At 69.5% G+C, this 23,841-nt stretch carries 19 protein-coding genes, 1 tRNA gene and 4 pseudogenes; 14 read left to right on the forward strand and 10 right to left on the reverse strand.

The genetic code is table 11. The features are described 5' to 3' along the window. Positions 1–25 precede the first annotated feature (25 nt). Together ACVV2G_RS08355 and ACVV2G_RS08360 are read right to left on the reverse strand one after the other, a co-directional pair. Positions 26–601, reverse strand: a complete 576-nt coding sequence (locus tag ACVV2G_RS08355) for a TerD family protein (RefSeq protein ID WP_453841951.1) — start codon at positions 599–601, stop codon at positions 26–28. A gap of 96 nt (positions 602–697) precedes the next feature. Continuing rightward, positions 698–964 carry a GlsB/YeaQ/YmgE family stress response membrane protein gene (locus ACVV2G_RS08360; protein WP_453841952.1) on the reverse strand — a complete coding sequence of 89 codons (267 nt, stop codon included), beginning with the start codon at positions 962–964 and terminating at the stop codon, positions 698–700. A gap of 93 nt (positions 965–1,057) precedes the next feature. Here ACVV2G_RS08360 and ACVV2G_RS08365 point away from each other — a divergent pair, with 93 nt between their 5' ends. Then, complete coding sequence (locus ACVV2G_RS08365; RefSeq protein ID WP_453841953.1) at positions 1,058–1,324, forward strand: LytR C-terminal domain-containing protein; 267 nt, start codon at positions 1,058–1,060, stop codon at positions 1,322–1,324. 135 nt (positions 1,325–1,459) lie between these two features. On the opposite strand, the gene ACVV2G_RS08370 is transcribed toward ACVV2G_RS08365, so the two are convergent. After that, on the reverse strand, positions 1,460–2,455 hold the full coding sequence (locus ACVV2G_RS08370) for a sporulation protein (RefSeq protein ID WP_453841954.1): 996 nt from the start codon (positions 2,453–2,455) through the stop codon (positions 1,460–1,462). 695 nt (positions 2,456–3,150) lie between these two features. On the opposite strand from ACVV2G_RS08370, the gene ACVV2G_RS08375 reads away from it, so the two are divergent. Both ACVV2G_RS08375 and ACVV2G_RS08380 read left to right on the forward strand, forming a co-directional pair. After that, a complete protein-coding gene (locus ACVV2G_RS08375) occupies positions 3,151–4,488 on the forward strand; it encodes a hemolysin family protein (protein WP_453841955.1) in 1,338 nt (445 codons plus the stop codon). Then, positions 4,485–5,504 carry a hemolysin family protein gene (locus ACVV2G_RS08380; RefSeq protein WP_453841956.1) on the forward strand — a complete coding sequence of 340 codons (1,020 nt, stop codon included), beginning with the start codon at positions 4,485–4,487 and terminating at the stop codon, positions 5,502–5,504. Before ACVV2G_RS08375 ends, ACVV2G_RS08380 begins: the two co-directional genes overlap by 4 nt. A 388-nt stretch (positions 5,505–5,892) precedes the next feature. Here ACVV2G_RS08380 and ACVV2G_RS08385 read toward each other — a convergent pair whose 3' ends face one another. Further along, a complete protein-coding gene (locus ACVV2G_RS08385) occupies positions 5,893–6,528 on the reverse strand; it encodes a helix-turn-helix domain-containing protein (protein WP_453841957.1) in 636 nt (211 codons plus the stop codon). 123 nt (positions 6,529–6,651) lie between these two features. Here ACVV2G_RS08385 and ACVV2G_RS08390 point away from each other — a divergent pair, with 123 nt between their 5' ends. Both ACVV2G_RS08390 and ACVV2G_RS08395 read left to right on the forward strand, forming a co-directional pair. Continuing rightward, positions 6,652–7,362 carry an SIP domain-containing protein gene (locus ACVV2G_RS08390; protein WP_453841958.1) on the forward strand — a complete coding sequence of 237 codons (711 nt, stop codon included), beginning with the start codon at positions 6,652–6,654 and terminating at the stop codon, positions 7,360–7,362. 96 nt (positions 7,363–7,458) lie between these two features. Further along, on the forward strand, positions 7,459–8,655 hold the full coding sequence (locus tag ACVV2G_RS08395; protein WP_453841959.1) for an FAD-dependent monooxygenase: 1,197 nt from the start codon (positions 7,459–7,461) through the stop codon (positions 8,653–8,655). On the opposite strand, the pseudogene ACVV2G_RS08400 reads toward ACVV2G_RS08395, so the two are convergent. Further along, positions 8,590–9,015, reverse strand: a pseudogene (locus ACVV2G_RS08400) (transposase); the annotation flags it as partial. The gene ACVV2G_RS08395 and the pseudogene ACVV2G_RS08400 sit on opposite strands and share 66 nt — an antisense overlap. A 14-nt stretch (positions 9,016–9,029) precedes the next feature. Here ACVV2G_RS08400 and ACVV2G_RS08405 point away from each other — a divergent pair. The 5 genes and pseudogenes from ACVV2G_RS08405 to ACVV2G_RS08425 all read left to right on the forward strand — a co-directional run. Beyond that, positions 9,030–9,611: pseudogene (locus ACVV2G_RS08405) on the forward strand (GntR family transcriptional regulator); the annotation flags it as partial. 280 nt (positions 9,612–9,891) lie between these two features. Next, positions 9,892–10,329: an ATP-binding protein gene (locus ACVV2G_RS08410; RefSeq protein ID WP_453841960.1), complete on the forward strand. Its 438-nt coding sequence runs from the start codon at positions 9,892–9,894 to the stop codon at positions 10,327–10,329. A 181-nt stretch (positions 10,330–10,510) separates the two neighbouring features. Further along, positions 10,511–10,869: pseudogene (locus ACVV2G_RS08415) on the forward strand (tyrosine-type recombinase/integrase); the annotation flags it as partial. 562 nt (positions 10,870–11,431) lie between these two features. Continuing rightward, on the forward strand, positions 11,432–11,698 hold the full coding sequence (locus ACVV2G_RS08420; protein WP_093549204.1) for a ribbon-helix-helix protein, CopG family: 267 nt from the start codon (positions 11,432–11,434) through the stop codon (positions 11,696–11,698). Continuing rightward, positions 11,695–12,138 (forward strand): PIN domain-containing protein, encoded by a 444-nt coding sequence (locus ACVV2G_RS08425; RefSeq protein ID WP_344562890.1) that lies wholly within the window; start codon positions 11,695–11,697, stop codon positions 12,136–12,138. The genes ACVV2G_RS08420 and ACVV2G_RS08425 overlap by 4 nt, the downstream gene beginning before the upstream one ends. Positions 12,139–12,311: 173 nt before the next feature. Here ACVV2G_RS08425 and ACVV2G_RS08430 read toward each other — a convergent pair. Beyond that, positions 12,312–12,657: pseudogene (locus ACVV2G_RS08430) on the reverse strand (transcriptional regulator). Positions 12,658–12,961: 304 nt separating this feature from the next. Here ACVV2G_RS08430 and ACVV2G_RS08435 point away from each other — a divergent pair. Further along, complete coding sequence (locus ACVV2G_RS08435) at positions 12,962–15,328, forward strand: N-6 DNA methylase (RefSeq protein ID WP_453841961.1); 2,367 nt, start codon at positions 12,962–12,964, stop codon at positions 15,326–15,328. 432 nt (positions 15,329–15,760) lie between these two features. Here the strand turns inward: ACVV2G_RS08435 and ACVV2G_RS08440 are convergent. Further along, positions 15,761–15,834 (reverse strand) — tRNA-Gly (locus tag ACVV2G_RS08440). Between the two features lie 510 nt (positions 15,835–16,344). Here ACVV2G_RS08440 and dcd point away from each other — a divergent pair. Together dcd and ACVV2G_RS08450 are read left to right on the forward strand one after the other, a co-directional pair. Continuing rightward, entirely contained in the window at positions 16,345–16,920 is a 576-nt protein-coding gene (dcd, locus tag ACVV2G_RS08445) for a dCTP deaminase (RefSeq protein WP_239765110.1), read from the forward strand. A 13-nt stretch (positions 16,921–16,933) separates the two neighbouring features. Continuing rightward, positions 16,934–17,431: a phosphoribosyltransferase gene (locus tag ACVV2G_RS08450; RefSeq protein ID WP_453841962.1), complete on the forward strand. Its 498-nt coding sequence runs from the start codon at positions 16,934–16,936 to the stop codon at positions 17,429–17,431. Positions 17,432–17,539: 108 nt separating this feature from the next. Here ACVV2G_RS08450 and ACVV2G_RS08455 read toward each other — a convergent pair whose 3' ends face one another. From ACVV2G_RS08455 to ACVV2G_RS08465, 3 genes are all read right to left on the reverse strand, one after another. Continuing rightward, a complete protein-coding gene (locus ACVV2G_RS08455) occupies positions 17,540–18,580 on the reverse strand; it encodes a Yip1 family protein (RefSeq protein WP_453841963.1) in 1,041 nt (346 codons plus the stop codon). Between the two features lie 71 nt (positions 18,581–18,651). Continuing rightward, positions 18,652–19,554 carry an FG-GAP repeat domain-containing protein gene (locus ACVV2G_RS08460; RefSeq protein ID WP_453841964.1) on the reverse strand — a complete coding sequence of 301 codons (903 nt, stop codon included), beginning with the start codon at positions 19,552–19,554 and terminating at the stop codon, positions 18,652–18,654. A gap of 198 nt (positions 19,555–19,752) precedes the next feature. Further along, entirely contained in the window at positions 19,753–22,035 is a 2,283-nt protein-coding gene (locus ACVV2G_RS08465; protein ID WP_453841965.1) for a heterodisulfide reductase-related iron-sulfur binding cluster, read from the reverse strand. Positions 22,036–22,295: 260 nt separating this feature from the next. Between ACVV2G_RS08465 and ACVV2G_RS08470 the strand changes: the two genes are divergently transcribed. Then, a complete protein-coding gene (locus tag ACVV2G_RS08470; protein WP_453841966.1) occupies positions 22,296–23,747 on the forward strand; it encodes an MraY family glycosyltransferase in 1,452 nt (483 codons plus the stop codon). The last annotated feature ends 94 nt before the right edge of the window (positions 23,748–23,841 follow it).

Genomic DNA, 23,841 nt, shown 5'->3' on the forward strand with positions numbered 1-23,841 from the left:
GCGAGCGGGGCCGGGGCCGGTTGCGTCAGATGTTGACGCCGAAGTCGGCGGCGATGCCGGCCAGCCCGGAGGCGTAGCCCTGGCCGACGGCCCGGAACTTCCACTCCGCGCCGTGCCGGTAGAGCTCGCCGAAGACCATCGCGGTCTCGGCCGAGGCGTCCTCGGAGAGGTCGTAGCGGGCGATCTCCCGCTGGTCCGCCTGGTTGACGACGCGGATGAAGGCGTTGCGGACCTGACCGAAGCTCTGGCCGCGGGTGTGGGCGTCGTGGATGGAGACCGGGAAGACGATCCGGTCGACGTCGGCGGGCACGGCCGCGAGGTTCACCTTGACGGCCTCGTCGTCGCCCTCGCCCTCGCCGGTGAGGTTGTCGCCGGTGTGCTCGACCGACCCGTCCGGGCTGGTGAGGTTGTTGTAGAAGACGAAATGCCCGTCCGAGAGGACCTTGCCGGAGGTGTCGAGGAGCAGCGCCGAGGCGTCCAGGTCGTAGTCGGTCCCGGTGGTGGTGCGCACGTCCCAGCCCAGGCCGACCAGTACGGCGGTCAGACCCGGTGCCTCCTTGCTCAGCGAGACGTTGCCGCCCTTGGCCAGTGAGATTCCCATTGCGTACTCCTTCTCGGCAGGTGCGGTGTGGTCCCCGCCGTGTGCGGGGCCGCGGACAGCGACGAGGGGTGAGAGCTTCTTCCCGGGGGCTGCCTGTCAGTCCCGGGAGTTGCCGAACAGTAGTCGGTAGCCGACCAGCAGCACGAGGGCGCCGACCACGGCGGACCCCCACGTCGCGGCGTCGAAGAACTCCCGCTGCACCGGGCGGTCGAGGAACTCGGCCGACAGCCAGCCGCCCAGGAAGGCGCCGGCGATGCCGGTCACCGTCGTACCGACGCAGCCGCCGGGGTCCCGCCCGGGCAGGATCACCTTGGCGATCGCTCCGGCGAGGAGTCCCAGTACCAGCCAGGCGACGATGCTCATCTCCGCGCTCCTTACCGCTGCGTTGTTCACCGCTGCGTTGTTCATGAGGTGGACGGCCCCGGACACCCTATCTTCTACAGTGATGTAGAGGATGTGGTGGTCGGCAGGGCGTCCATACGGTGGTCGCCCGGGAAACGGGCGGCGGAGGAACTGCGTGGGGCGGGCTTCACCGTCATCGGCACGGGCAACGCCGAGGCGACCAGCAGTACCACGGTGCGTTACCCGGCCGACCTGGAGCAGCAGGCCGAACTGCTCGCGAGCAGGACACCCGGTGCGCGGTCTCAGCGGGACGAGGAGGCCGCTCCCGGTCCGGTGACCCTCGTCGTGGGGACCGGTCTCGATCCTGAACGCATCCGATGAGCATCGCTTCGCATGCCTGATCGGACCCGGTCGTCCGCAGGAGCGGCCTGCGTCCGTCCGGGCCACGAGGGGTGAACGGACCCGCCGGAACGACACACGACTGCGACCGCTCCGGCGTGGGTGCCCGTCTGCTGGTCAGTCCTCGCTCTCGTCGTCGCCCTCGAAGAAGTCCCCCACCTCGTCGACGACCTCGGCGGCGACCATGCCGCCCACGGCACCGACCGCGAGACCGGCGGCTCCGGCGGCGATCGCCGTGCCCATACCGGGGCCGGAGCGGTGGTGGTCGTCGTCGTGGTGGTGATCCCCGTGTCCGTGGTGTCCGTGGTGTCCGTGGTCGGCGAAGGGTGCGCCGTGCCCGTAGGCGGACCGGTGCTCGACGAGCTGCCGGATCCAGCCGTCGACCTCGGCCGTCCAGTCGCGTGCGTCGTGGTGGCCGACGGTGAAGCGGGTGAGCGCGTCGTGGCCGGAGGAGAAGAGGCCGCCGCGCTTGTCGGCTTCCAGGACCACCTCCAGTCCCGCGGGACCGGCCAGGAAGGTCAGCTCGATCTCGTTGATCCGGTGCGCGTACCGGGGCGCGGGAGTGAGCTCGATCTCCTGGTAGAAGGGGAGTTGCTGCCCGGTGCCGCCGATGCGCCCGTATTCGAGGTCGGCGGACCTGAAGCCGAAGCCGAGTTGTCCGAGGGCCTCCAGGACCGCCTCCTGGGCCGGCAGCGGGGCGACGGTGAGCTGGTCCAGGTCGCCCTTGTCCTTGGCGCCGGCGACCGCCAGTTCGGTGCGCACACCGAGGACGATGCCCAAGGGCTGCCCGTACAGCTCGGTGACGGGCGTCTCCCAGGGCAGTGTGACGTTGAAGGGGACGCTGCGCGCCTCTCCGGCGGCCAGCCGGAAGCCGCCACCGACGGTGAACCGGTCGAAGACGACGACGCCCTCGCTCTCACCTTCCTCGTGCTCGGCCTCGACCCGGGCCACGAGGTCGAGCGTGATGTGCTCGATGTCGAAGTCCGCCTGGCCGCCCTTGAGGTGCACCTGCCCGCCGAGTGTGCCGCCGGGCAGAACGGGAGCCGGGTCGAGGACCGTGTCGACCGTGGGGGCACCCACGCCGAGCGAGCCGAGAAGTCGCTTGAACACCATCGTGGCGTTCACTCCTTATGCGTGCTTGTCTTTCATCAGGAAGGCGCCGTCCGTCCGCGTGGCGACGAACGGCACCACAGCCGTCGACCGGTCGGCTGCTCGGCCGCTCCGTGAGCGGCGAGGGCCTGCGCCCGACGGACGTACGTCACGTCGGCCGGGTCCGCGACGGTCTTGACGGCCGAACGTCTCCCGGAGCGGCTGACCGTGGCGGTCGGTGACCCCCTTCAGCGCTCCCACGGGGGCGGCGGGTGTCCCCTGCGGACTCCTGTCCGCCCACGCCTGGTCCAGCGCCTTGTCCAGGACGGTCGAGGCCATGCGTGTCGTCTCCAGGGGTGTGCGGCCCGGGTGTGCGGCCCGGGGGACCCAGGGCCTGTTTCTACAAACGAGTAGAAGCATAGAGTTGGCCCGGCGGGTGGGGAGTGTCCTGCGGGCCACCTGGCCGGGAAAGGCCGAAATCCGCCCCTGGGCTGGACAGAGGCGCTGGGCGCGAAGACCGTTCACCGAGGCGGTGTGCCGGAAATGAGGGAGTGCATGCCGGGGATGGGAACCTGGTTTCAGCCAGAACCGTTCTGCTGTCCGTACGTACAGGTAGGGAGCCGGCGCTTGTCCGCCAGATCGACGGGCCCTTCGGGGCTCAGTCCTCGACCGTTCCGCACACGGTCTGTTGAGCACGGCACGCGGCGGGGTGGTGAGGGATGAGCGCCGCGGAAGCCTGGCTCGGTGTGCTGGCCGTGTTCGTGCTGACCGCGGGAACCGGCTACTTCGTCGCCCAGGAGTTCGCCTACGTCTCGGCCGACCGGCTCGCCCTCGCCCGGGAGGCCGCCGAGGGGGACAAGAAGGCCGGCCGTGCGCTGAACGTGCTGGAGCGACTGTCCTTCATGCTCTCCGGCGCCCAGCTCGGCATCACGGTGACCGGCCTGGTCGTCGGATTCATCGCCGAGCCGGCCGTCTCCGCGCTGCTGAAGCCGGTGCTGTCCGGTCTCGGTGTTCCCGACGGCGCCGTCACCGGCATCTCGGTGGTGCTCGCGTTCGTGCTCGCCACGGTCGTACAGATGGTGCTGGGCGAGCTGGCGCCGAAGAACCTCGCCATCGCCGTTCCGGAACAGCTCGCGAAGTCCCTGGCGAGCTCCACCCTGGCCTACCTGAAGGTCGTCGGCCCGGTGGTCCGGGTCTTCGACGGCGCGGCGAACAGGCTGCTGCGCAAGGCCGGTATCGAGCCGGTCGAGGAGCTGCACCACGGCGCCACTCTGGAGGAGCTGGGCCACCTGATCGGCGAGTCCCACGACCAGGGGCACCTGCCCCGCGGGACCGCCGAGCTGGTGGACCACGCCCTGGAGTTCTCCGAGCGGACGCTACGCGAAGTGATGGTGCCGCGCGTCGACGCGGTGTTCATCCGCAGGGACGCCACGGCCGCCGAGGCCATCACACTCATCGGAAGGCGCGGCCACTCGAACTACCCCGTCCTGGGCGGCCACCCGGACGACGTCGCGGGCGTGCTCGGGGTACGGGAGCTGATGCGCGTCGCCGCCGAGCGGCTGACCTCCAGCACGGCCGGTTCGCTGGCCCGGGAGACGCTGCTCCTGCCGGACACCCTGCCCCTGCCGGCTGCCGTGGAGCGGATGCGGGAGCGGGACGACGAGTTCGCCGTCGTCCTCGACGAACACGGCGGGGTGGCGGGTGTCGTCACCTACGAGGACGTCGCCGAGGAACTGGTGGGGGACCTCGCCGACGAGTCGGACAGCGTCATCGCCATCGCGGTGCCGGATGGAGCCGGCTGGCTGGTGGACGCCGGGCGCCGCCTGGACGAGGTGGCCGGCGCCACCGGCGTGGAGCTGCCCGAGGAGGAGGACTACGACACCGTGGCCGGCCTGGTCGTCGACCGGCTCGGCCGCTTCCCCACCATCGGTGACCGGCTCACCGTGGAACTGCACACCGGCGGCAGCGTCCTGATCGACGTACGCACTCTGGACCGGCACGTCCCGGAACGGGTCCGCATCGAGCGGCTGGTCCGGAAGGCGGAGGAGCAGGCATGAGTTTCCCACTGGCGCTCTTCGTCACCGTTCTGCTGCTCGTCGGCAGCGGGTTCTTCGTCGCCGCCGAGTTCGCCCTGGTGGCCGCCAAACGGCACCGCCTGGAGCAGGCGGTCGCTGAGGGGCGGCGCGGTGCCAAGGCCGCACTGGCGGGCATGCGTGAGCTGTCCCTGATGCTGGCCGGCGCCCAGCTCGGCATCACCGTGTGCACGCTGGGCCTCGGCTCGGTCTCCAAGCCCGCGATCTCCCACGAACTCGACCCGCTGCTGCACAGACTCGGTCTGCCCAGTGCGCTCAGCTACGGCATCGCCTTCGCCGTGGCGATGATCGTGGTGGTCTTCCTGCACATGGTGCTCGGTGAAATGGCGCCCAAGTCGTGGGCCATCGCTCACCCCGAGCGCTCCGCGATGCTGCTCTCCCCGGCCTTCCGGACCATCACCACGGCCGTACGCCCGCTCATCCGGGTTCTCAACAGCATCAGCAACGCGCTCGTGCGGCTCTGCAGGATCACCCCACGCGACGAGCTGGCCTCCGTCCACAACCGCGAGCAGCTCACCCACCTGGTGGAAGAGTCCGAACGGCTCGGCCTCATCAACGAGGCCGACTCCGAACTGCTCACCCGCTCGCTCACCGAGCCGGAGACCCCGGTACGCGAGCTGCAGATCCCGGCCGCCGCCATCACCGCGGTCGACGCCGACGCCGACGCGGAACAGATCCTGGCCCTGGCCACCGCCAGTGACCGCACTCGGCTGCTGGTCCGCGAGGGCAAGGACATGCTCGGCTCGGTGCACGCCCGCGACGTCCTGGTCGCACGGGCTCAGGGCCGGCCCGCCAGCGCCCGCGACCTGGCGCGCCCCATGCCCGGACTGGCCGAGGACACCACGGTGGCCGAAGCCATCGAACTGCTGCGCCGACGCCGGGCCACGCTCGCGGTGGTCCGCGACGGCACCGGCAGACTCGTCGGCATGGTGAGTCTGGACGACCTGCTGGCCCGCTACCTCCAGCCCCGCCCGGCCTGAACACCCGCCTCCCGCCCGAGCGCCCCCGACCATCCCGGGGCGCTCGGGCAGGGCCGTGACCGTGGAATCCACACTGACCAGTTCCAGCCCGGCCCTCCCGCGTGCAGCAGCCTCGGCGGTCAGACCGTCCATCAGCGCCTGGAACACCCCGGCCGTCGACCAGGCTGGCAGGAATAGTGCGTCACGCTCATTCCGAGCGGCCGCAGCACCCGCTCCATGGCTGCGCGCAGCGCGCTCGCAGCCTCCTTCAGCAGGTAACCCAGTGATGTGTCCAGATTGTTGCCGGCACCCTCTCCCGCGCCGGTCGAGTCGGCCAGTGGAGACCGGGGTTGGCGCCCCCCATTGAGAGATCACCTCCTGCCCGAAAGATCATTTTTGTGAGGAGGTATCAGCGCCTGGCATACGCGCGGATGAACGCATGGGCTCCGTCGATCATGATCTGGCGGATCTGGTCAGGGTCGGCGTGGGCGGGAACCGGTTGGCGTTCGTAGGCCAACAGGAGAGTCAGGGCGCCGAAGTGATCGGCGGCCAGGCGCGGGTTGTCCGTGTCGAGGAGTCCGGCATCGGCGAAGTGGGCGATGCGTTCCGCGAGTGCTGCCTGCATCGGCGCCGTTTCGATGTCGTCCTCGGTTGTCGGCGTCCGCAGGCGCTCCTGGGCGACGAGGGCGAACCCGGCGTGCAGGTCGGCGGAGCCGACGACCGTCGCGCCGAGGTCGATCGCCAACGCGGTGAGTGCCGCTTCCAGTTGCGGCACTGTCGTGATCACCGCACCTTTCGGAAGGTGTTCCTCGATTGCCCGGAGTCCCGTGGCCAGTAGCGACTCGGACACTTCGGAGAGGATGGCCAGGAAGAGGCTCCGCTTGTCGCCGAAGTAGTCGTACACGGTGCGTTTCGAGACAGCCGCTCGGGCCGCGACAGCATCCATGTTGACGCGGTCCACGCCTTCGTGGACGAACAGGTCCCGGGCGGCGGCGAGGATCGCCTTCCGCTTCCCCGAGGACCCCTCGCGCACCGTCTTCTCCACACCGTAAGAGCTCACTGCCCACCTCCGGAGGCAACTCTACACCGTGCAGTTTACTTACTGCACTGCACGGTGTAGTTTCGTTGTCGGCAACGCCACCAGACCTCCTGAGGAAAGGAATCGCCCATGCCGCGAGCGCCTGCTGTCATCGGTGATCTCGTCGAATCCGCCATGGGGCGGCCGGCTCAGCTGCTCGACGCCAGTGAGCCAGCCCCCGGCTTCCTCGAACTGGAACTGCACGCCGAGCCGCCACCCGGCGGCTGGCATCCCGGCCACGAGATACAGATCCGCGCCACCCCCACCCAGGGGCGTCGCTACACCGTGCGGGCGGTGGGCGTCACGGACTCCGGCTCCGAGCGCATCACCGTCCTGGCCGCCACCGACGCCGACGGGCCAGGCACGATGTGGATGCGCCGCCTGCGTGTCGGCAGCCGCACGACGGTGCTGGCCGGTCGCCACCGGCCGCTTCGCGAGCACGGAACCCGCCGCCTCTACCTCGGCGACGGCTGCGCCCTCGGCACCCTCGACGCCTGCGCCCATGGCGGCGATGCACCGATCGTGACCGTCGAGGTACCGGCAGACGCCGTCGGGCCCCTCGCCGACCGCTGGCCCCAGTACCGCTTCCTGCCCGCCACGGGAGCGCCGGGCGACGCACTGCAGACCTGGCTCGAACGGACCGTCGGCGACGACGAGCTCAGAAACCTCGACGGCGCCGTGCTGCTAGGCCACGCCCAGTCGATCCAGCGCCAGCGGCGGGTGGTCACCGACTCCCTGAACCTGCCGCGCCATGCCATCACCACGAAGCCGTACTGGGCCACCGGCAGGGCGGGACTGTAGTGCCCGCCGACACGACCCGCGCGGAGCAGTACCCCAGGAGTACGTCCTGCCGAGCGCACCTCCAGAACACACCGATCAAACCCCAACGGACTGAACATGACTGAGACACGCCGCCCCCACCGCAACCGCTCCGTCCTCGTCTCCGGCGCGAGTATCGCCGGCCCTGCGATCGCCTACTGGCTGCACCGCCACGGCTTCGACGTCACCGTCGTCGAAAAGGCAGGCTCCGTGCGCGGAGGCGGCTACCCCATCGACATCCGTGGCACCGCCCTGGAGGTCGTGCGGCGCATGAACATCCTGCCCCGACTGCAGAAGGCGCACGTCAACACGGACCGCATCACCTTCGTGGACACCGACGGCAGCACCATCGCGGCCCTGAGCGCCGAGAGCGTGGCCATCGGCGCGGGCGAAGACCTCGAGGTACAGCGCGGCGACCTGACCGAGACCCTCTACGACGCCGTCCGCGAATCCGTCACGTTCATGTTCAACGACTCCATCGCCACCCTCGACGACCGCCCCCACGGCATCGAGGTGACCTTCCGCAGCGGCGCCAGCCACACCTTCGACATCGTCATCGGGGCGGACGGAATCCACTCCCACACCCGCCGACTGATCTTCGGCCCCGAGGAGCCCTTCCACCACTACCTCGGAGCCTGCTTCGCCGGTTTCACCGTGCCCAACCACCTCGGGCTCTCCCACGAGGGCATGCTGTGGAACACCCCCAGCCAGCGCGCCGCCCTCTACGCCGCCGGCTCCGGCGGTCAGGTGTTCGGGCTGCTCTCCTTCAGGCGCCCCGACCTGCCCTTTGACGTCTTCCGCGACCCGGACGCGCAACGCGAACTGGTCGCCGCCGCCTTCCCGCACGAATGCTGGGAGATCCCCCGGATGGTCGCCGAGATGCGCGCCGCCGAGGACCTGTTCTTCGACGCCATCAGCCAGATACGGATGACCCACTGGTCCCAGGGCCGGGTCGCGCTGGTCGGCGACGCCGCCTACGCCCCCTCGTTCCTGACGGGGCAGGGCACCAGCCTCGCCCTGGTCGGCGCGTATGTCCTGGCCGGAGAGCTGGCCACGCACGCCGACCACACCGAGGCGTTCGACGCCTATGACAGGGTGATGCGGCCGTTCGCGACCCTCAACCAGGAACTCGCGAACGGGGGCGACACGCGCTTCTTCCCCGCCACCGACGAGTCCCTCCAGGAGCGCAACGCGGCCCTCCGCGCGCTCTCAACCCTCCCCGCCGACTCCGGGCACGACGCGTTCAGCGCGCTCACGCTGCCCGACTACGAGTAGCCCTGACGGTTGTCTCAACGGATGAGCCTGCCACGATTCCCGGGAGTCGGCGCCTGCTGAGAGTTCTTCCTTGGCGCGGTTCAGCCAGGGGCCGCGGTGAGTGAGCCGGGGGTGCATCCGGTCCCAGGCCGTCGCGGTGGCCGTGCCGTAGCGGGTGGTGTCCGTGACGGTCGTGACATCCGGCTCGTGCCAGCTGTCGGGCTTCTTGAACGTGAGGACGCCGCCATGCCGGCGGGGACGCCCGCCTCGGGGACCCGACCGGGCAGGGCCGGGGTCACGGAGCATGACCCGGCCCGAGCGCAGGCGCCCGACCAGCACGACGGGCAGGTCGGCGAGGGCGTGGGTCAGATGGGCGACGTCGTAGCCGGAGTCCTCTGGAGGCGCTCAGTCATCAGGGGCTCGTCGAGAAGCGGCAGGGCTCGGGGACGTATGTGCGCAGCCTGGAAGTCAACCGGCGGGCGCGGGAGTTGTACGGCCGGGCGCGTCCGACGGGGATGATCTACACGCCCGGTGAGTACGCGGTGATCACGTCGGCCGGGTGGATGGACGCACCGGACCACGTGGCTGAGGCTCTCGGGCTGGTGAAGGACCGCCGGGCCGTGCACCGCCGGCGCGTGACCAACAACCAGGACGGTCCCATCACGTTGTCGACCTCGTGGTTCGCTCCGGACGTCGGGCAGCGGGCGCCCAAGCTCACGGACCCCGGGCGGATCCAGGAGGGGACCCTGATGTACGTCGAGAACATGACCGGCCGGAGAGGGAGTTACGCCGAGGACCGGATGTGCGCCCGGAGCGCCACCGGGGAAGAGGCCGCCGACCTGGAGCTGCAACCGGGCTCGGCCGTGCTGATCGTCCACCACGTCGTCTACGACATGCAGGACCGGCCGTTGGAGTTCGCCGGGGCGACCTATCCGCCGCACCGCTGGGCGTTCGAACAGGGCTATCCGCTGGTGTGATGTGACGGTTCGTCAGTTGGACCAACCGCGCACACGGCGCGGGTGGCCAATGCCCCTATCCGGCGAGTGGCTGAGGCCACTTACCGGGCGGGGGCAGGGTGTGACAGGTCGGCGGCCGGATCAGGGCACGCGCGCAGCATGCCGGGGATGCCGGGGACGCGGTTGGAAGCGCGTCGCTTCGCGTACGTCGGTGGTCCTCGCCACCGCCAACGACCACACCCGTGCCACATCGAAGCGGCGCTGCCTCGACTGCGACGGCAGCGGCAAGGAGTGAGCGCGGATGACCTACCGGTATAACCGCTTCCCCAGCGAGGAATCACCGTGGCTCGGGGCGATGACCCTGCACCCGGTTCCGGAGTCCGTACCTCGGGCTCGACGCCGGTTCCGGAAGTTCATCGCCCCGTACAACCCGGCCTGGTCGGTCGACGGCTGTGCGCTGATGATTTCCGAGCTGGTGACCAACGCCATCCTGTACGGACGGGCGGACGAGGAGTGGTGCGTGCGCGTGGAGTGGTTCCGCGAGGAGACCTCGCTCCGCGTGGAGGTGCACAACCCCGGCTTCCCGGCGAACGTGCGCCTTCGCCGGCCGAACGCGAATGACGCGCACGGGCGCGGGCTGCTGCTGGTCGACGCCATGGCCGAGTCGTGGCACTCCGGGCCCAGTCGCTTCGGCGGGACGGTGGTCTCCTTCGTGATGGCTGATGCCTGGCCTTCCTGAGGGAGAGGTGCCCCGCTTCTTCATCTGTTTGGGGATTGTCGCCAGTCTGGTTGACCAGTCGACTTGGCCGATCGCGACGGGTGGCGTTCATGGATATAGGTGGAGGCCCCCAGGTACGTGCGTCTCGCACAGACCCTGCAAGGTCGCATCGAGGACGAAACATACCGAGCTACGCCGAACGGGCCCGGGCGGGCTGCTCTTCGTGGGGGAGAAGGAGGGCGCTTTTCCGGCGCAGCAGCTCTGGGCGGAAGTGGCGGAAGGCGCGGGGCGTGGTGGGCATGCCTGACGGCTTTCACTTCTACGGCCTTCGCCACACCGGGCAGACCCTCTCCACCCGTTCCGGTGCCACCCCCAAGGGTGCGATGGTCCGCTGCCGGGCAGTCGCCCGAGAAGGCGGCGCTGATCTACCAGCACTCCGACGAGGAGCGTCAGGAAGAGGTCGGCGCCGGCCTCGACGCGACCGTCCGGAAGGCCCGGGCCGCCGCTGCCCGGAAGGCCGGCGAGAAGCGTTCTGGCACGGATCTGGCACGCAGCGAATGATCACCGTGAACAGCAGAAAGGCCCGGGTCTCTGACCTGGGCCTTCTTCATGGAGCGGGTGACGAGAATCGAACTCGCGCTCTCAGCTTGGGAAGCGACGGCGCTTGCGCGAGCGTGAGGCTGCTGACCTGCGTGGATTCAATGTGCTGCGGTAGGCGTGGGCGTCCTGTGGCACCGCTGTTGACCGTAGGTGTCCGCTCTGAAGGGCACACTGTGGGCACGACACTGCGAGGTGGACGACCACTGCTCCGATGTGGACTGCTCGGGTGTGCGGGCTTGGGCATGCGCAGAGCGACTGAGCGCGGCAGTTGCGGTCGCGCATGGCTGCCGGGCCCTTGCCTCGGCTCGGAAGATCACAGAATGCGGGATCACCCCTACGGACTTCGACCTCCACGAGAAGTGGTTCGGTGCAAGATGCGGCGAGCACGTTGCGGGGCCACAGCTCGATGCCGCACACCCATGGTGAGCGCGGCCAGTTTCGTCGTCTGCGATCGCGGCATCCGATGAGCCGACGGACGAGGCACCTACGTGTGTCAATCCGGTACATGGACTACTCTTGGTACATGTCCATGAAGCGCACGAACGTCTACGCCGACCCCGAAGACCTGGCGATCATCAAGGAGGCCGCGAAGCGTCGGGGGATAAGTGAGGCCGAGATCATCCGTCAGGGCATCCACCTCGCGGCCATGGCGAACAGGGTCTGGGACGAGCCGCTGTTCTCGCGCACCTTCGAGGGGACGGGACGCACACCCTCCAGATCGGAGGTGCGTGACACGGTCGCCGACGCTGTCCGCCGTGGGACCGACCCGGATTCCGGAACCGCCGCGTGATCATTGTCATCGCCGACACGTCCGGTCTCCTGGCGGCCCTGGACTCGGCTCACCCGGAACACCGGGCGGCGAACGAGGCGATCATGGCGGCCGGCCTCCTGGTCATGTCCCCGCTGCTGCTGGCCGAACTGGATCACGTCGCCACGCGCGAGCTCGGCAGGGAGGCCGCCCTCGGCGCGGTCGACGACCTCCGGCGCTGGATGAGCCGGGGGCGTGTCGTCATGCCGGAGATCACGGAGGACCACCTGGGCGCCGCTCAGTCCGTCCGTGTCCGCTACCGTGCGCTGGACCTCGACCTCGCTGACGCGGTCAACGTGGCGCTCGCTGCCGACTACGACACGGACGCGATCCTCACCCTCGACCGACGTGACTTCCGGGCCGTACGCCCCTTGGGCCACCACAAGGCGTTCCGGGTACTCCCCGACGATCTCCCGCTCTGATACGACGAGAGTCGAACTCGCGTTCTTCGCTCGGGAGTGACGGTGCTCGGGCAACTCGTGCGGCTCTGGTGCGCACGGATGTTGTGCAGCAGGGTGGGAACGGTCGCTGAGAACACATGCAGTCGTGTCTCCACCATGCTGTCCGCGCTACGTCGGCCTCACTTCCGTGAGGTTCACGCAGTGGCCTGGGCTTCGTGAGCCAGCTCGTCGAAGGAGCTCTCCCACACCTCCCGGACATCACGGCTGACCAGTGTGCGCAGTGTGGGCCATAGGCTGACCAGAAGGTCGCGACTGAGGAACTGGACCAGATCGTCTTGCGCTCCCTCGGTCAGGACGATCCGGCAGTAGTTCATCCACAACCGCGGCTGATCGAGATCGAACGTGGTCAGCCCCGGCCGCGCCAGATGCAGCGGCAAGGTCACTGTGCCGTGCTGAGGGCCGACGAGCTCGGAGAGGGTGGTAGGCGCGCCGAGCGGACTTGGCACGGCGAAGACCAGAGGGACCGGGCTGTGTTGCCATACGTCGATCATCCAGGAAGAGCCTGCGGTGGGGCTTCTTGATCCGCAGACCGGCGCAAGCCCTTCTCAGGTAGACCCTTAACAAGAGATGCTCTTCTCCTCTCGGTGATCGGGTAGCAAAAGAGGGTGACGGTAGTGCAAAGTAGCTGCTCAGCTCCTTGGTGGTCCTTGAAAATCTGAAGCGCGACCCATGTGTCTTGCCCGCTTGTCGATGTGCGCACCGTCGGTGCGCTGATTGACGCTCCCACTGTCGCCTCTCTACCGTTCCCTCATCGAGAGCAACCAGGACGGTGTACGGGGGTTTCATGGACGGTACGGGTCTCAGCGACGATCGCCTGCTGTCGAGGGCCGAACTCGCGGAACTGGCCGGGGTGATGCGGCCGGCGGTCACCAACTGGCAACGTCGGTACGAGGATTATCCGGAGCCGGTCAGGACGGGGGAAACGGAACTATTCAGTCTACGGGCGGTCCTCCGCTGGCTCGACTCCCGTCAGATCCCGTCACGTGCGCGTGCGTCCGACGAGCCGGCCGGGTTCACCTATGCCGACCGTATGCGGCGGAACCTCGTCGCGTCGGACGATGCCCGCCAGGGAGCGGCCGCGCTGGGTGATGAGGCAACAGGCAGCGATCCGTTGAGCGACGAAGAAGAGCGTGCGCGGCAACTTGCGCAATTGTTGGGACCGATGGCAGACGCCGTGCGCGGCGGCGCATCGATGACGGACTACCTTGCCTTGCTCCTCTCCCTGGTCTTTCTTCAGGTGAGCGGAAGCCCGCGCTCGATGTCGCTCCCGCGTACGGTGCAGTCTCGATCGAGGGCTGCCACGGCGGCGTTGTTGCAGGAGATCGGGGAGGCAGCCGACGAGGCACTGCGCCTGCGCGGTGTGCCGCCGGGCATGCGGACAGCCATCGTCAGGCTGGAACCTCGGGAGTACGGGGATGTTGTCGAGGTTATCCGCCTGACCGACGGCTTGGGGATCGACGAGTTCCGACAACTGGTGGATCAATTCGGCTCCCGAGCCGCGCTTCCCAGCGGAGAGTTCTTCACTCCACGTGCCGTGGTGCGGCTGATGCGGGACGCCGCCCTAGGGGACGAGCACTCCGCGCGACGCGTCTACGACCCGTATGCGCGCGCAGGCGAGATGCTTGACGGAGTCGCTGAACGCCTCGGTGGTGTCGTGCCTCTGACTCTGCGTGGTGAGAGTCCGCAGCGCGGCACACTTCGGCTCGCCGGAATGAACCTCGCGCTGCACGGTATTCCGGTCGAACTGGAAGCCGGCACCGCGGCCCCATGGAACGAACGTGCCTGGCCGAAGGGCCACCGAGCCGATCTAATTCTGACCAATCCGCCTTTCAACGCTCACGGGGCCGTGCCGAAGCCGCGTGAGGGCATCGACTGGCCGTACGGACCGCCTCCCTCCGGTAGTCCTGCCTTCGCCTGGCTCCAGCACGTCCTGGTGTCGCTCAAGGACGAGGGCCGTGCGGGTGTGGTGATGCCGGTCAGCGCGGGCACCTCCACAGACGTCCGGGAGCGGGAGATCCGGAGCAGGCTGGTGGAGGATGGCGCCGTCGAATGCATTGTCGCGTTGCCGCCTCAGCTCTTTTCCGGGGCTCAGGTGTCCGTCTGCTTGTGGTTCTTGCGGAGTTCCGCGGCGGTGCGCGAGGAGATCCTGTTCGTGGACGCCCGGGACCTGGGTGACAAGGCGACTCGCGGACCCCGAGTCCTCTCCGACGAACACGTCGGGGCTGTCACGAGAACCGTTCAGGCATGGCGACGAGGGACCGGATTCCGCCTCGGTCGGCAGAGCGCGGGCCATCTTGCGGTCGCTGCTCCGCTGGAGGCGGTGCGGGCTGCCGGTTACTCGCTCAGCCCCGCCGACTATGCGGACCGATGGATGTCCACGGCGTCACCGGCTGAAGCGGCTACCGAGGCAGCAACCACAGAGCGGGTGCTCGCCGAGGCGAGGCGTCGAACGAAAGCCGTGGACGGCACGGTCGATGCGCTCTCGTACGGCCCCTTGCCGTCAGCCACCGTGCTCTCGTACGACGGGCTACCTCATGACTGGCGTCGGGTTCCGCTGGGAGAACTGGTCGACATCATGGCTGGTCCGTCCTACACACGTCTGCCGGCCGAGGTTCGCTCCGCGGCAGGCGATCTCCGTGTCGTGATGCCCAAGCACCTGCGTGAGGGTCGTATCGACGATCGTGACATGGAGAAAGTAAGCGTGGATGTCGCCCGCGCACTGGCAAGGTTCCGTCTCAGGCCCGGGGACATTCTGTGCGTGCGTTCCGGTGCCCAGATGCCCCCTGCCTTGGTCGAGAAGGCGCAGGACGGTTGGCTGTTCAGCACCAACCTGCTGCGGCTGCGTGCCCTGGAGACGGATGGGGAGCCACTTGTCCTCCCCGGCTACCTGCTCGCCTACTTGTCTCTGCCGGAGACGGTGCACTGGCTCAAGGAGTACGCCCGCGGCACCGCCGTTCCTTCCCTCAGCGCCGCCACACTGGCACTTCTGCCCGTACCGCTGCCGCCCCTTGCCCACCAGCGACGAATCAGTGCCGTGCTGGATGCCGTGAACGCGCAGATCACCGCGCACCGCGAACTCATCCAGGCCGCGACTCAGCACCGCAGCACACTCGCCGCGCATCTGCTGACCGGCGTTCTGGTCCCCGAATGACGCACTCCTCTCCTTTCAGTCCGTCCGCGAAGGAAGACTTCTGTGAATGCTCCGCCGTCCGAGTCACGATCCGGAACGAGGTACCTGTGGCTGCTCGTGGCAGCGCTGTTCTCGCTCGTGGTGGCTCTTGTCGCTGGGATCCTGAAGACCAGCACCGGAGCCGCATTCGCTGAGGCAGTCCTTTACGGCGGCACTGCTTTTGCCACGTCGATGGGCCTCTGCGTGCTTGTCCTGTCTGCAGTCGGCCAACTCTGAGCAAGCTGACACGCTTTTCGGAACATCCTGCTGCGGCCGCGCGCGTTCACCTCTGCTGGGAAGCACCGCGTGCGCGGGCCACAGCTCAACCGTCGGACAGAGTGTACAAACGGTGCGAATTCCCTGATCGGTCCAGACAATAAAGAAGGCCCGGGGCTTTGACCTGGGCCTTCTTCATGGAGCGGGTGACGAGAATCGAACTCGCGCTCTCAGCTTGGGAAGCTGATGTTCTACCATTAAACTACACCCGCGTAAGCCGCCGACCGAGGTCGGTGCTGGACGCCCGCTTACTCTACCCCATTGCCGGCCCTCGGTGTTCACGCCGTGGGGTCGAGGTGTGTTTCGGGGGGCCTGGGTGCGGCTGCGGGGGACCGGAGTTGGGGCGTACGGTGGGGGCCCGAGAGAGGTGTCGGGAGGGGCCGGAGTGCCGCCTGGAGGGTCGTCTCTTTGATCCCGTAGTGTGGCTTTTGTCGTCAGGGTAGTAAGCCAGACGCGGCTCTTGGGGAAGGGACTTGAAGGACTTGATGGATCGCACCGTCCTCCGCTGTGCCGATGGGCACGTGTTCACCGCCGCCTCGTTCCCGATGCAGCAGGCCGAGCGACTCGGCCCCGGCCGACTCGTCCGATGTCCGCGGTGTGCGCGGCTGCGGAGTGCCGTGCCGGTGGGCTCGGGGAAGCGGTAGCACACACCCCGGGTGGGTTCACGCGCGCGGCGCGGCGGCGGTTGTCGCTGCTCCGCGCGCCTTGCGTATCCTCGGTGCGTGCTTCTCTCAGACAAGGACATCCGGGCCGAGATCGATTCCGGACGGGTCCGCATCGATCCCTTCGACGACTCCATGGTGCAGCCGTCGAGTATCGACGTGCGTCTCGACCGCTACTTCCGGGTGTTCGAGAATCACCGGTACCCGCACATCGACCCCTCCGTCGAGCAGGCGGATCTGACCCGGCTCGTGGAGCCGGAGGGCGACGAGCCGTTCATCCTGCATCCGGGCGAGTTCGTGCTGGCCAGCACGTACGAGGTCGTCTCGCTGCCCGACGACCTCGCCTCGCGGCTGGAGGGGAAGAGCTCGCTGGGCCGGCTCGGGCTCGTCACGCACTCCACCGCGGGGTTCATCGACCCCGGGTTCTCCGGGCACGTGACGCTCGAACTCAGCAACCTCGCGACCCTGCCCATCAAGCTGTGGCCGGGCATGAAGATCGGGCAGCTGTGCATGTTCCGGCTCACGTCGCCGGCCGAGCACCCCTACGGGAGCGAGCGGTACGGGTCCCGTTACCAGGGGCAGCGGGGGCCGACCGCCTCCCGGTCCTTCATCAACTTCCATCGGACCCAGGTATGAGCAGGACGCGCGCATGAGTGATGTACGGGAGAACCTGACCTACGAGCAGTTCGGCGTCGCGGTGCGCGAGCTCGCTCAGGCCGTCGCCGACGACGGCTACGAGCCCGACATCGTGCTCTCCATCGCCCGCGGCGGGGTCTTCGTCGCCGGCGGACTGGCGTACGCGCTGGACTGCAAGAACATCCACCTCGTGAACGTGGAGTTCTACACGGGGGTCGGGACCACGCTCGACATGCCCGTCATGCTCGCGCCCGTCCCGAACGTCATCGACTTCTCCGACAAGAAGGTGCTCATCACCGACGACGTCGCGGACACCGGCAAGACGCTCAAGCTGGTGCGGGACTTCTGCCTCGACACCGTCGCCGAGGTCCGCAGCGCCGTGGTCTATGAGAAGTCCCACTCGCTCGTCCAGTGCGAGTACGTGTGGAAGCGGACCGACGAGTGGATCAACTTCCCGTGGAGTGTCCTGCCTCCGGTCGTACGGCGGGACGGACAGGTGCTCGACGCCTGAGGCCGCTGAGGCGGAGGAGACGTGCACGGACGTGGACGGACGTGCACGGATGTGAAGAACCCCCGGCGCCGCGACGCCGGGGGCCCTTCGTGTGCGGGTGGTGGAGGGCTAGAACGTGCCGAGCTTCACGATCGACAGCAGGGCGATCAGCTGGATCGCCGACGCGCCCAGCGCCTTCGGCCAGGGCAGGTCGTGGGAGCGGCTGACCATCAGGGTCAGCAGGGCGCCGGCCGCGACCCAGGTGGCCCAGCCCAGGATCTGGACGAAGGACGCGTCGCCGCCCGCGAACAGCGCGACGACCAGGCGCGGGGCGTCCGTGAGCGACATGATCAGCATGGAGAGGCCGACCGTGGGCTGCCAGGCGCCGTCGCCGCCGAGCTGGCGGGCCAGGGTGTGGGTGACCACGCCCAGGACGAACGCGCTCAGCACCATGGCCACGGCCGTGGTCAGGACGATCGGGACCGCGTTCGACAGCGTGGCGTTGATCGCCTCCTCGCGGGCGCCGTCGAAGCCGAAGACCGCCAGCAGGCCGTAGAGGAAGGTCACGACGAGCGCCGGGGCCCACATCGCGTAGTCCCGCATCTGGAGGAAGGTCTGGCCGGGGGCGAGGACGACGCCCTTCAGCAGTGCCTTCCAGTGCAGGCGGGGGCCGGCCGGGCCGGGCGGCGCGGCGGAGCCGGCGCGGTAGGTCTCGCCCTGGTTGTAGGGGTCGTCGACCGTGAACGCCTGGGTGTGTCCCGGGTTGTTGGCCGCGTACGGGTCGTACGGGGGCGGGCCTCCGTGGGGGCCGCCCGGGGGGTGGCCGCCCTCGCCGAAGTACTCCGGCTCACCGTGTCTCCCGCCGTGCGGCTGCGGCCACGGGGACCCGGCGGCACCGGGGCCGCCGCCTCCGGGGCCGCCGCCTCCGGGGCCGCTGCCTCCGTACGGCTGCTGAGGGTACGGCTGCTGAGGCGTCGCGGGACCGCCGTACGACGGTCCCTGGGGCGCCTGCTGTCCGTACGGTGGGCGTTGCGGTCGCGCGTGCGGAGCGCCGTTGTCCCGGCCGCGTCCGATCCTGAATCCAGCCACGCCTTCGAACGTACCTGGTCCCGGAGAGTGACGTGCGGGGCGCGGCCTTTCGGGGCGGCCTTTGCGGCCGAGCTGTGACATCCCCTACGGGTGCTCCCCGAGGGCACCCCGACGTCCCGGAGACGTGCGGGCGCGGGGCGTCCGTCCCTCCCCTACGGGGTCAGGAAGTGCGACGTCGAGAAGGTGACCGCGGGCTGTGCCGTCAGCAGAGTCTTCGCCGTGCCCCGGTACACGGCGACCGTGTCCTTCGTGTCGGCCCGGTACGTCCGTACCACCAGGTCCGCCAGGCCGTCGCCGTCGAAGTCGCCGGCCGTCAGCACCTGCGTCGTGCCCGTCGCCGCCGGCCGCACCGTGACCACGCCGTCTGTGGTGGGGCCGGTGTCGCGGCCCGGGAGGACGCGTACCGCGGAGCCGCCGGCGACCAGCTCGCTCAGGCCGTCGCCGTCGAAGTCGGCGGCGTCGAGCGCCGGGCCGGGGGTGTCGAGGGTGCCGCGTGCGGCGGTGGGGAGGTCGTAGCGCAGGGCGGTGCCGTCCGGGGTGCCCACGGCCGCGTCCAGCGCCTTGCCCCCGCCGAAAGCGCCGAGGGCGATGTCGGTGCCGGCGGGGAGGGTGACGCCGGTGCGGGCCGGTCCGGTCGGGCCGCCCAGGACGAGGGCCGCCTCGCCGGGGCCCGTCGAGGCGCGGACGAGCAGGTCGTCGTACCCGTCGCGGTCGACGTCGGCGGTGGGTCCCGCGGGGGCCTCGCCGGGGGTGAGGAGGGGCGCGCCGGCCTGTTGCGGGGCGCCCTTGCGGGTGAAGGGGCCGCGCAGGTAGCTGAGGTGGCCGGCCGAGGCGTGGACGACCAGGTCCTCGGCGCCGTCGCCGTTGAAGTCGTCCGGGACCTCGCTGCCCTCGCCGTGCGGGACGGGGAGCGGGGCGGGGGCCCCGGCGGCGTGGAGGGGGGTGGGTTCGCCGTCCTCGGGGGTGTGCGCCGCCGGGCCGTGACCGCAGGCGGTCAGCAGCAGGAGGCAGCCGAGAGCAGTCGCGCCTGTCAGGGGGCTTCTTCGCGCGCGCACCGTTCACCTCGTCCGTATCAAGCCGTACCACCGACAACGACCGGGTAATGATGCACGCGTTCGAGAAACGGCGACACCCCCGGGTCCGGGCGGACCTGGGGGTGCCGGAGGCGAGGGCGGTCACCTCACCGGGTGTGCTTCACCGGGTCTGCTTCACCGGGTGTCCTTCATCGGAACTGCTTCACCGGTTCACCGGGTCTACTTCACCGGTTCCGGCGCCGGCTCGTCCGCCGACTCCGGTTCGCCCGCCGGGTCGGCCGGGGTCTTGACGGAGTCCAGCAGGAGCTGGGCGACGTCGACGACCTGGATGGACTCCTTGGCCTTGCCGTCGTTCTTCTTGCCGTTGACCGAGTCGGTCAGCATGACGAGGCAGAACGGGCAGGCGGTGGAGACGATGTCCGGGTTGAGGGAGAGGGCCTCGTCGACGCGCTCGTTGTTGACGCGCTTGCCGATCCGCTCCTCCATCCACATCCGCGCACCGCCGGCGCCGCAGCAGAAGCCGCGCTCCTTGTGGCGGTGCATCTCCTCGTTCCGGACGCCCGGGACGGCGGCGATGATCTCGCGCGGCGGCGTGTAGATCTTGTTGTGGCGGCCCAGGTAGCACGGGTCGTGGTACGTGATGATGCCCTCGACGGGGGTGACCGGGGTGAGCCTGCCCTCGTCGACCAGGTGCTGGAGCAGCTGGGTGTGGTGGATGACCTCGTAGTCGCCGCCGAGCTGCGGGTACTCGTTGCCCAGGGTGTTGAGGCAGTGCGGGCAGGTGGCGACGATCTTCTTGGCCGACTTGGGCCTGCGCGACGCGTCGGTGACCTTGCCGTCGTCGTCCGTCTCCTCGCCGAAGGCGGCGTTGAGGGACATGACGTTCTCCATGCCGAGTTCCTGGAACAGGGGCTCGTTGCCGAGGCGGCGGGCGGAGTCGCCGGTGCACTTCTCGTCGCCGCCCATGATGGCGAACGTGACGCCCGCCATGTGGAGCAGCTCGGCGAAGGCCTTGGTGGTCTTCTTGGCGCGGTCCTCCAGGGCGCCGGCGCAGCCGACCCAGTAGAGGTACTCGACCTCGGTGAGGTCCTCGATGTCCTTGCCGACGACCGGGACCTCGAAGTCGACCTCCTTGAGCCATTCCAGGCGCTGCTTCTTCGCCAGGCCCCAGGGGTTGCCCTTCTTCTCCAGGTTCTTGAGCATCGTGCCCGCCTCGGACGGGAACGCCGACTCGATCATGACCTGGTAGCGGCGCATGTCGACGATGTGGTCGACGTGCTCGATGTCCACGGGGCACTGCTCGACGCAGGCGCCGCAGGTGGTGCAGGACCACAGGACGTCCGGGTCGATGACGCCGTTGTCCTCGAGGGTGCCCACCAGCGGGCGCTCGGCCTCGGCGAGGGCCGCCGCCGGGACACCGGCCAGCTGCTCCTCGGACGCCTTCTCCTCGCCCTCCATGGTCTTGCCGCCGCCGGCCAGCAGGTAGGGGGCCTTGGCGTGCGCGTGGTCGCGCAGGGACATGATCAGGAGCTTGGGGGAGAGGGGCTTTCCGGTGTTCCAGGCGGGGCACTGCGACTGGCAGCGGCCGCACTCGGTGCAGGTGGAGAAGTCCAGCAGGCCCTTCCAGGAGAACTGCTCGACCTGGGAGACGCCGAAGACGTCGTCGTCGCCGGGGTCGGTGAAGTCGATCGCCCTGCCGCCCGAGGTCATCGGCAGCAGGGCGCCGAGGGAGGTCTCACCGTCGGCGTTCCGCTTGAACCAGATGTTCGGGAAGGCGAGGAAACGGTGCCAGGCCACGCCCATGTCGGTCTTCAGGGCGACCGTGATCATCCAGATGAACGAGGTCGCGATCTTCAGGGCGGCGAAGAGGTAGACGAGGTTCTGGAGCGTGGAGACGTCCAGGTCCTGGAACGCGGAGACGACCGGGTACGAGATGAAGAACGACGCCTCGTAGCCGTCCACGTGGTGGAGGGCGCCCTCGAGCGCGTGCAGCGTGAAGATGCAGACGCCGACGATGAGGATGACGGCCTCGACGAAGTACGCCTGGCCGAAGTTGGAGCCGGCGAAGCGGGACTTGCGGCCCGGCTTGTCCGGCTTGCTCAGCTGGCGGATCGCGATCAGGACCAGGATGCCGAGCACGGTCATCGTGCCGATGAACTCGACGAAGACGTTGTACGGCGCCCAGTCGCCGATGACCGGCAGGATCCAGTCGGCCTGGAAGAGCTGGCCGATCGCGTTGACGATCGTCAGCAGCAGTGAGAAGAAGCCCACCGCCACGAACCAGTGCGCCACCCCGACGATGCCCCAGCGGTTCATCCGGGTGTGGCCGAGGAACTCCCTGACCACGGTGAGGGTGCGTTGCACGGGGTCGTTGGTCCGCGTTCCGGCCGGGACGGGCTGGCCCAGGCGCATGGAGTTGTAGATCTGCAGGACGGCGCGGCCGAACAGTGCCACGCCGACCACGATCAGGACCAGCGACACGATGATCGCGGCGAGTTGCATTTGGGGGCTCCTCGGGCCTGCGAGGTGACGAGGGGGCGGTATTACTAAGCGGTAACTTAGGCAGTCCGTTCGAGACTACCCCCATCCTCCGCCGCACTGTAGCCGGACGTGCGGTGATCTGCGTCGCTGAGGCAACCCTGACCACGGGCCTGACCACGGGCCTGACCACGGGCCGGGCCCGGCACCCCGGGCGGCGCCGCGACGACCGGACGCGCCATTCATCGCAAATCATGATATTCATCCACGTTCGGGCATAGCTTATGCCCGTGCTCTATGGGATCACCGCAGCCACCGCCTCCTTCCTCCTCGCCGCCCTCCTCACCGCGCTGCTGAGGGCGCCCGCCCTGCGCCTCGGCCTCGTCGACCGGCGACGGCGGCGGCCCGTCCCCCTGCTCGGCGGTGCGGCCGTCGTCCTCGTCACCGGAGCGGTCGCGTGGACCGGCGACCGGACCGGCGTCGTGCCGCTCGGCTCGGGGGTGGGCCGGCTGCTCGTGGCCGGGACCGCCGTCGGTGCCCTCGGTCTGGCCGCCGACGTCTGGCGGCTGCGGCGGCGGTGGCCGGCCGCCGGGACGGCCGTCGCGGCGGCGTGCGTGGTGCCGTACGGCGAGACGGGGCCGGTGGCCGGGGGGCTCGCGGTGGGCTGGATCGCGCTGGTGGCCGTCGCCTTCCGGGGGCTCGACCATGCCGACGGGGTGGCAGGCACGGTCGGTGTCGTGACCGCCTTCGGTGTCGGTGCCTGCGCCGCGGCGGAGCTGATGGACGGGCTGGCGGTGCTGCTGCTCGCGCTGGCCGCCGCGCTGACCGGGTTCCTGCTGCACAACCGGCACCCCGCGCGGATCGCCCTCGGGGCCTGCGGGTCGCTCTATGCGGGCTTCCTGCTCGCCGGGGCGGCCGTGTTCACCCGGGCGGGGCACGATCCCCTGGCCGGCGCGGGGGTGCTGTTCGCGCTGACGGCCCTCGCGGGGGCCGACGCCGTCCTCGTCCTCCTCTCGCGCCGGCTGGCCGGGCGGCCGGTGCTGCGCGGTGGTCCCGACCATCTGGCCCACCGGCTGCGGCGGCTGGGACTCACCGCGCAGGGTGCGGTGGTGGTCCTCGGTGTGGCCGCGTTCTGCGGGGTACTCGTGGGCGTGCTCGTGCACACCGGCTGGGCGGGGGAGACGGCGGTGCTGTGGGTGGCAGGCCCGGTGGTCGCCGGGGTGGCGGCGCTCCTGCGGGTGCGGGTGTACGGACCGCGGCGGGCGGCGACGGGCGTGCCGGTCGGCGGGTCCGCCGGCGGGGTCGGCCGGTCCATCAGTGGGGTCGGCCGGTCCCTCGGCGGGGCCGACCGGTCCCTCGGCGGGGCCGACCGGTCCACCGGCGGGTCCGACCGGACCTCCGGCAAGACTTCCCGCCGGTCCCTCGGCGGGGCCTTCCGCCGCTCCTCCGGTGAGGGCGGTCGCTCCTTCGATGAGGGGCGTCGCTCCTCCGGTGAGGGCGATCGCCCCTTCGGCGGGGGCCGCCGGTCCTCCGGTGAGGACGGTCGCTCCTCCGGAGGGGGCCGTCGCTCCTCCGGCAGGGCCCCGAGCCGGCCCGCCGTGGTGCGGCAGGAGCCTCTCGGGGCAACCGGAACCCCGGACGGGACGTCCTCCCGGGGGACGGTTTTTCCGGTTCGTCAGACCCGACGGGCAGAGAACGCGCAGGTCAGAGAGTCATTGCGCGTAAGGAACGGATAAGAGTTGAGTCCACTCGACTCACCTCTGTTGACCGAGCGACCCGCGTCGTGCACACTTGAGCCTGTTCCACTCAAGTCAGCTGGAGGTTATTCAC

The organism is Streptomyces sp. JK94 (assembly GCF_053613315.1).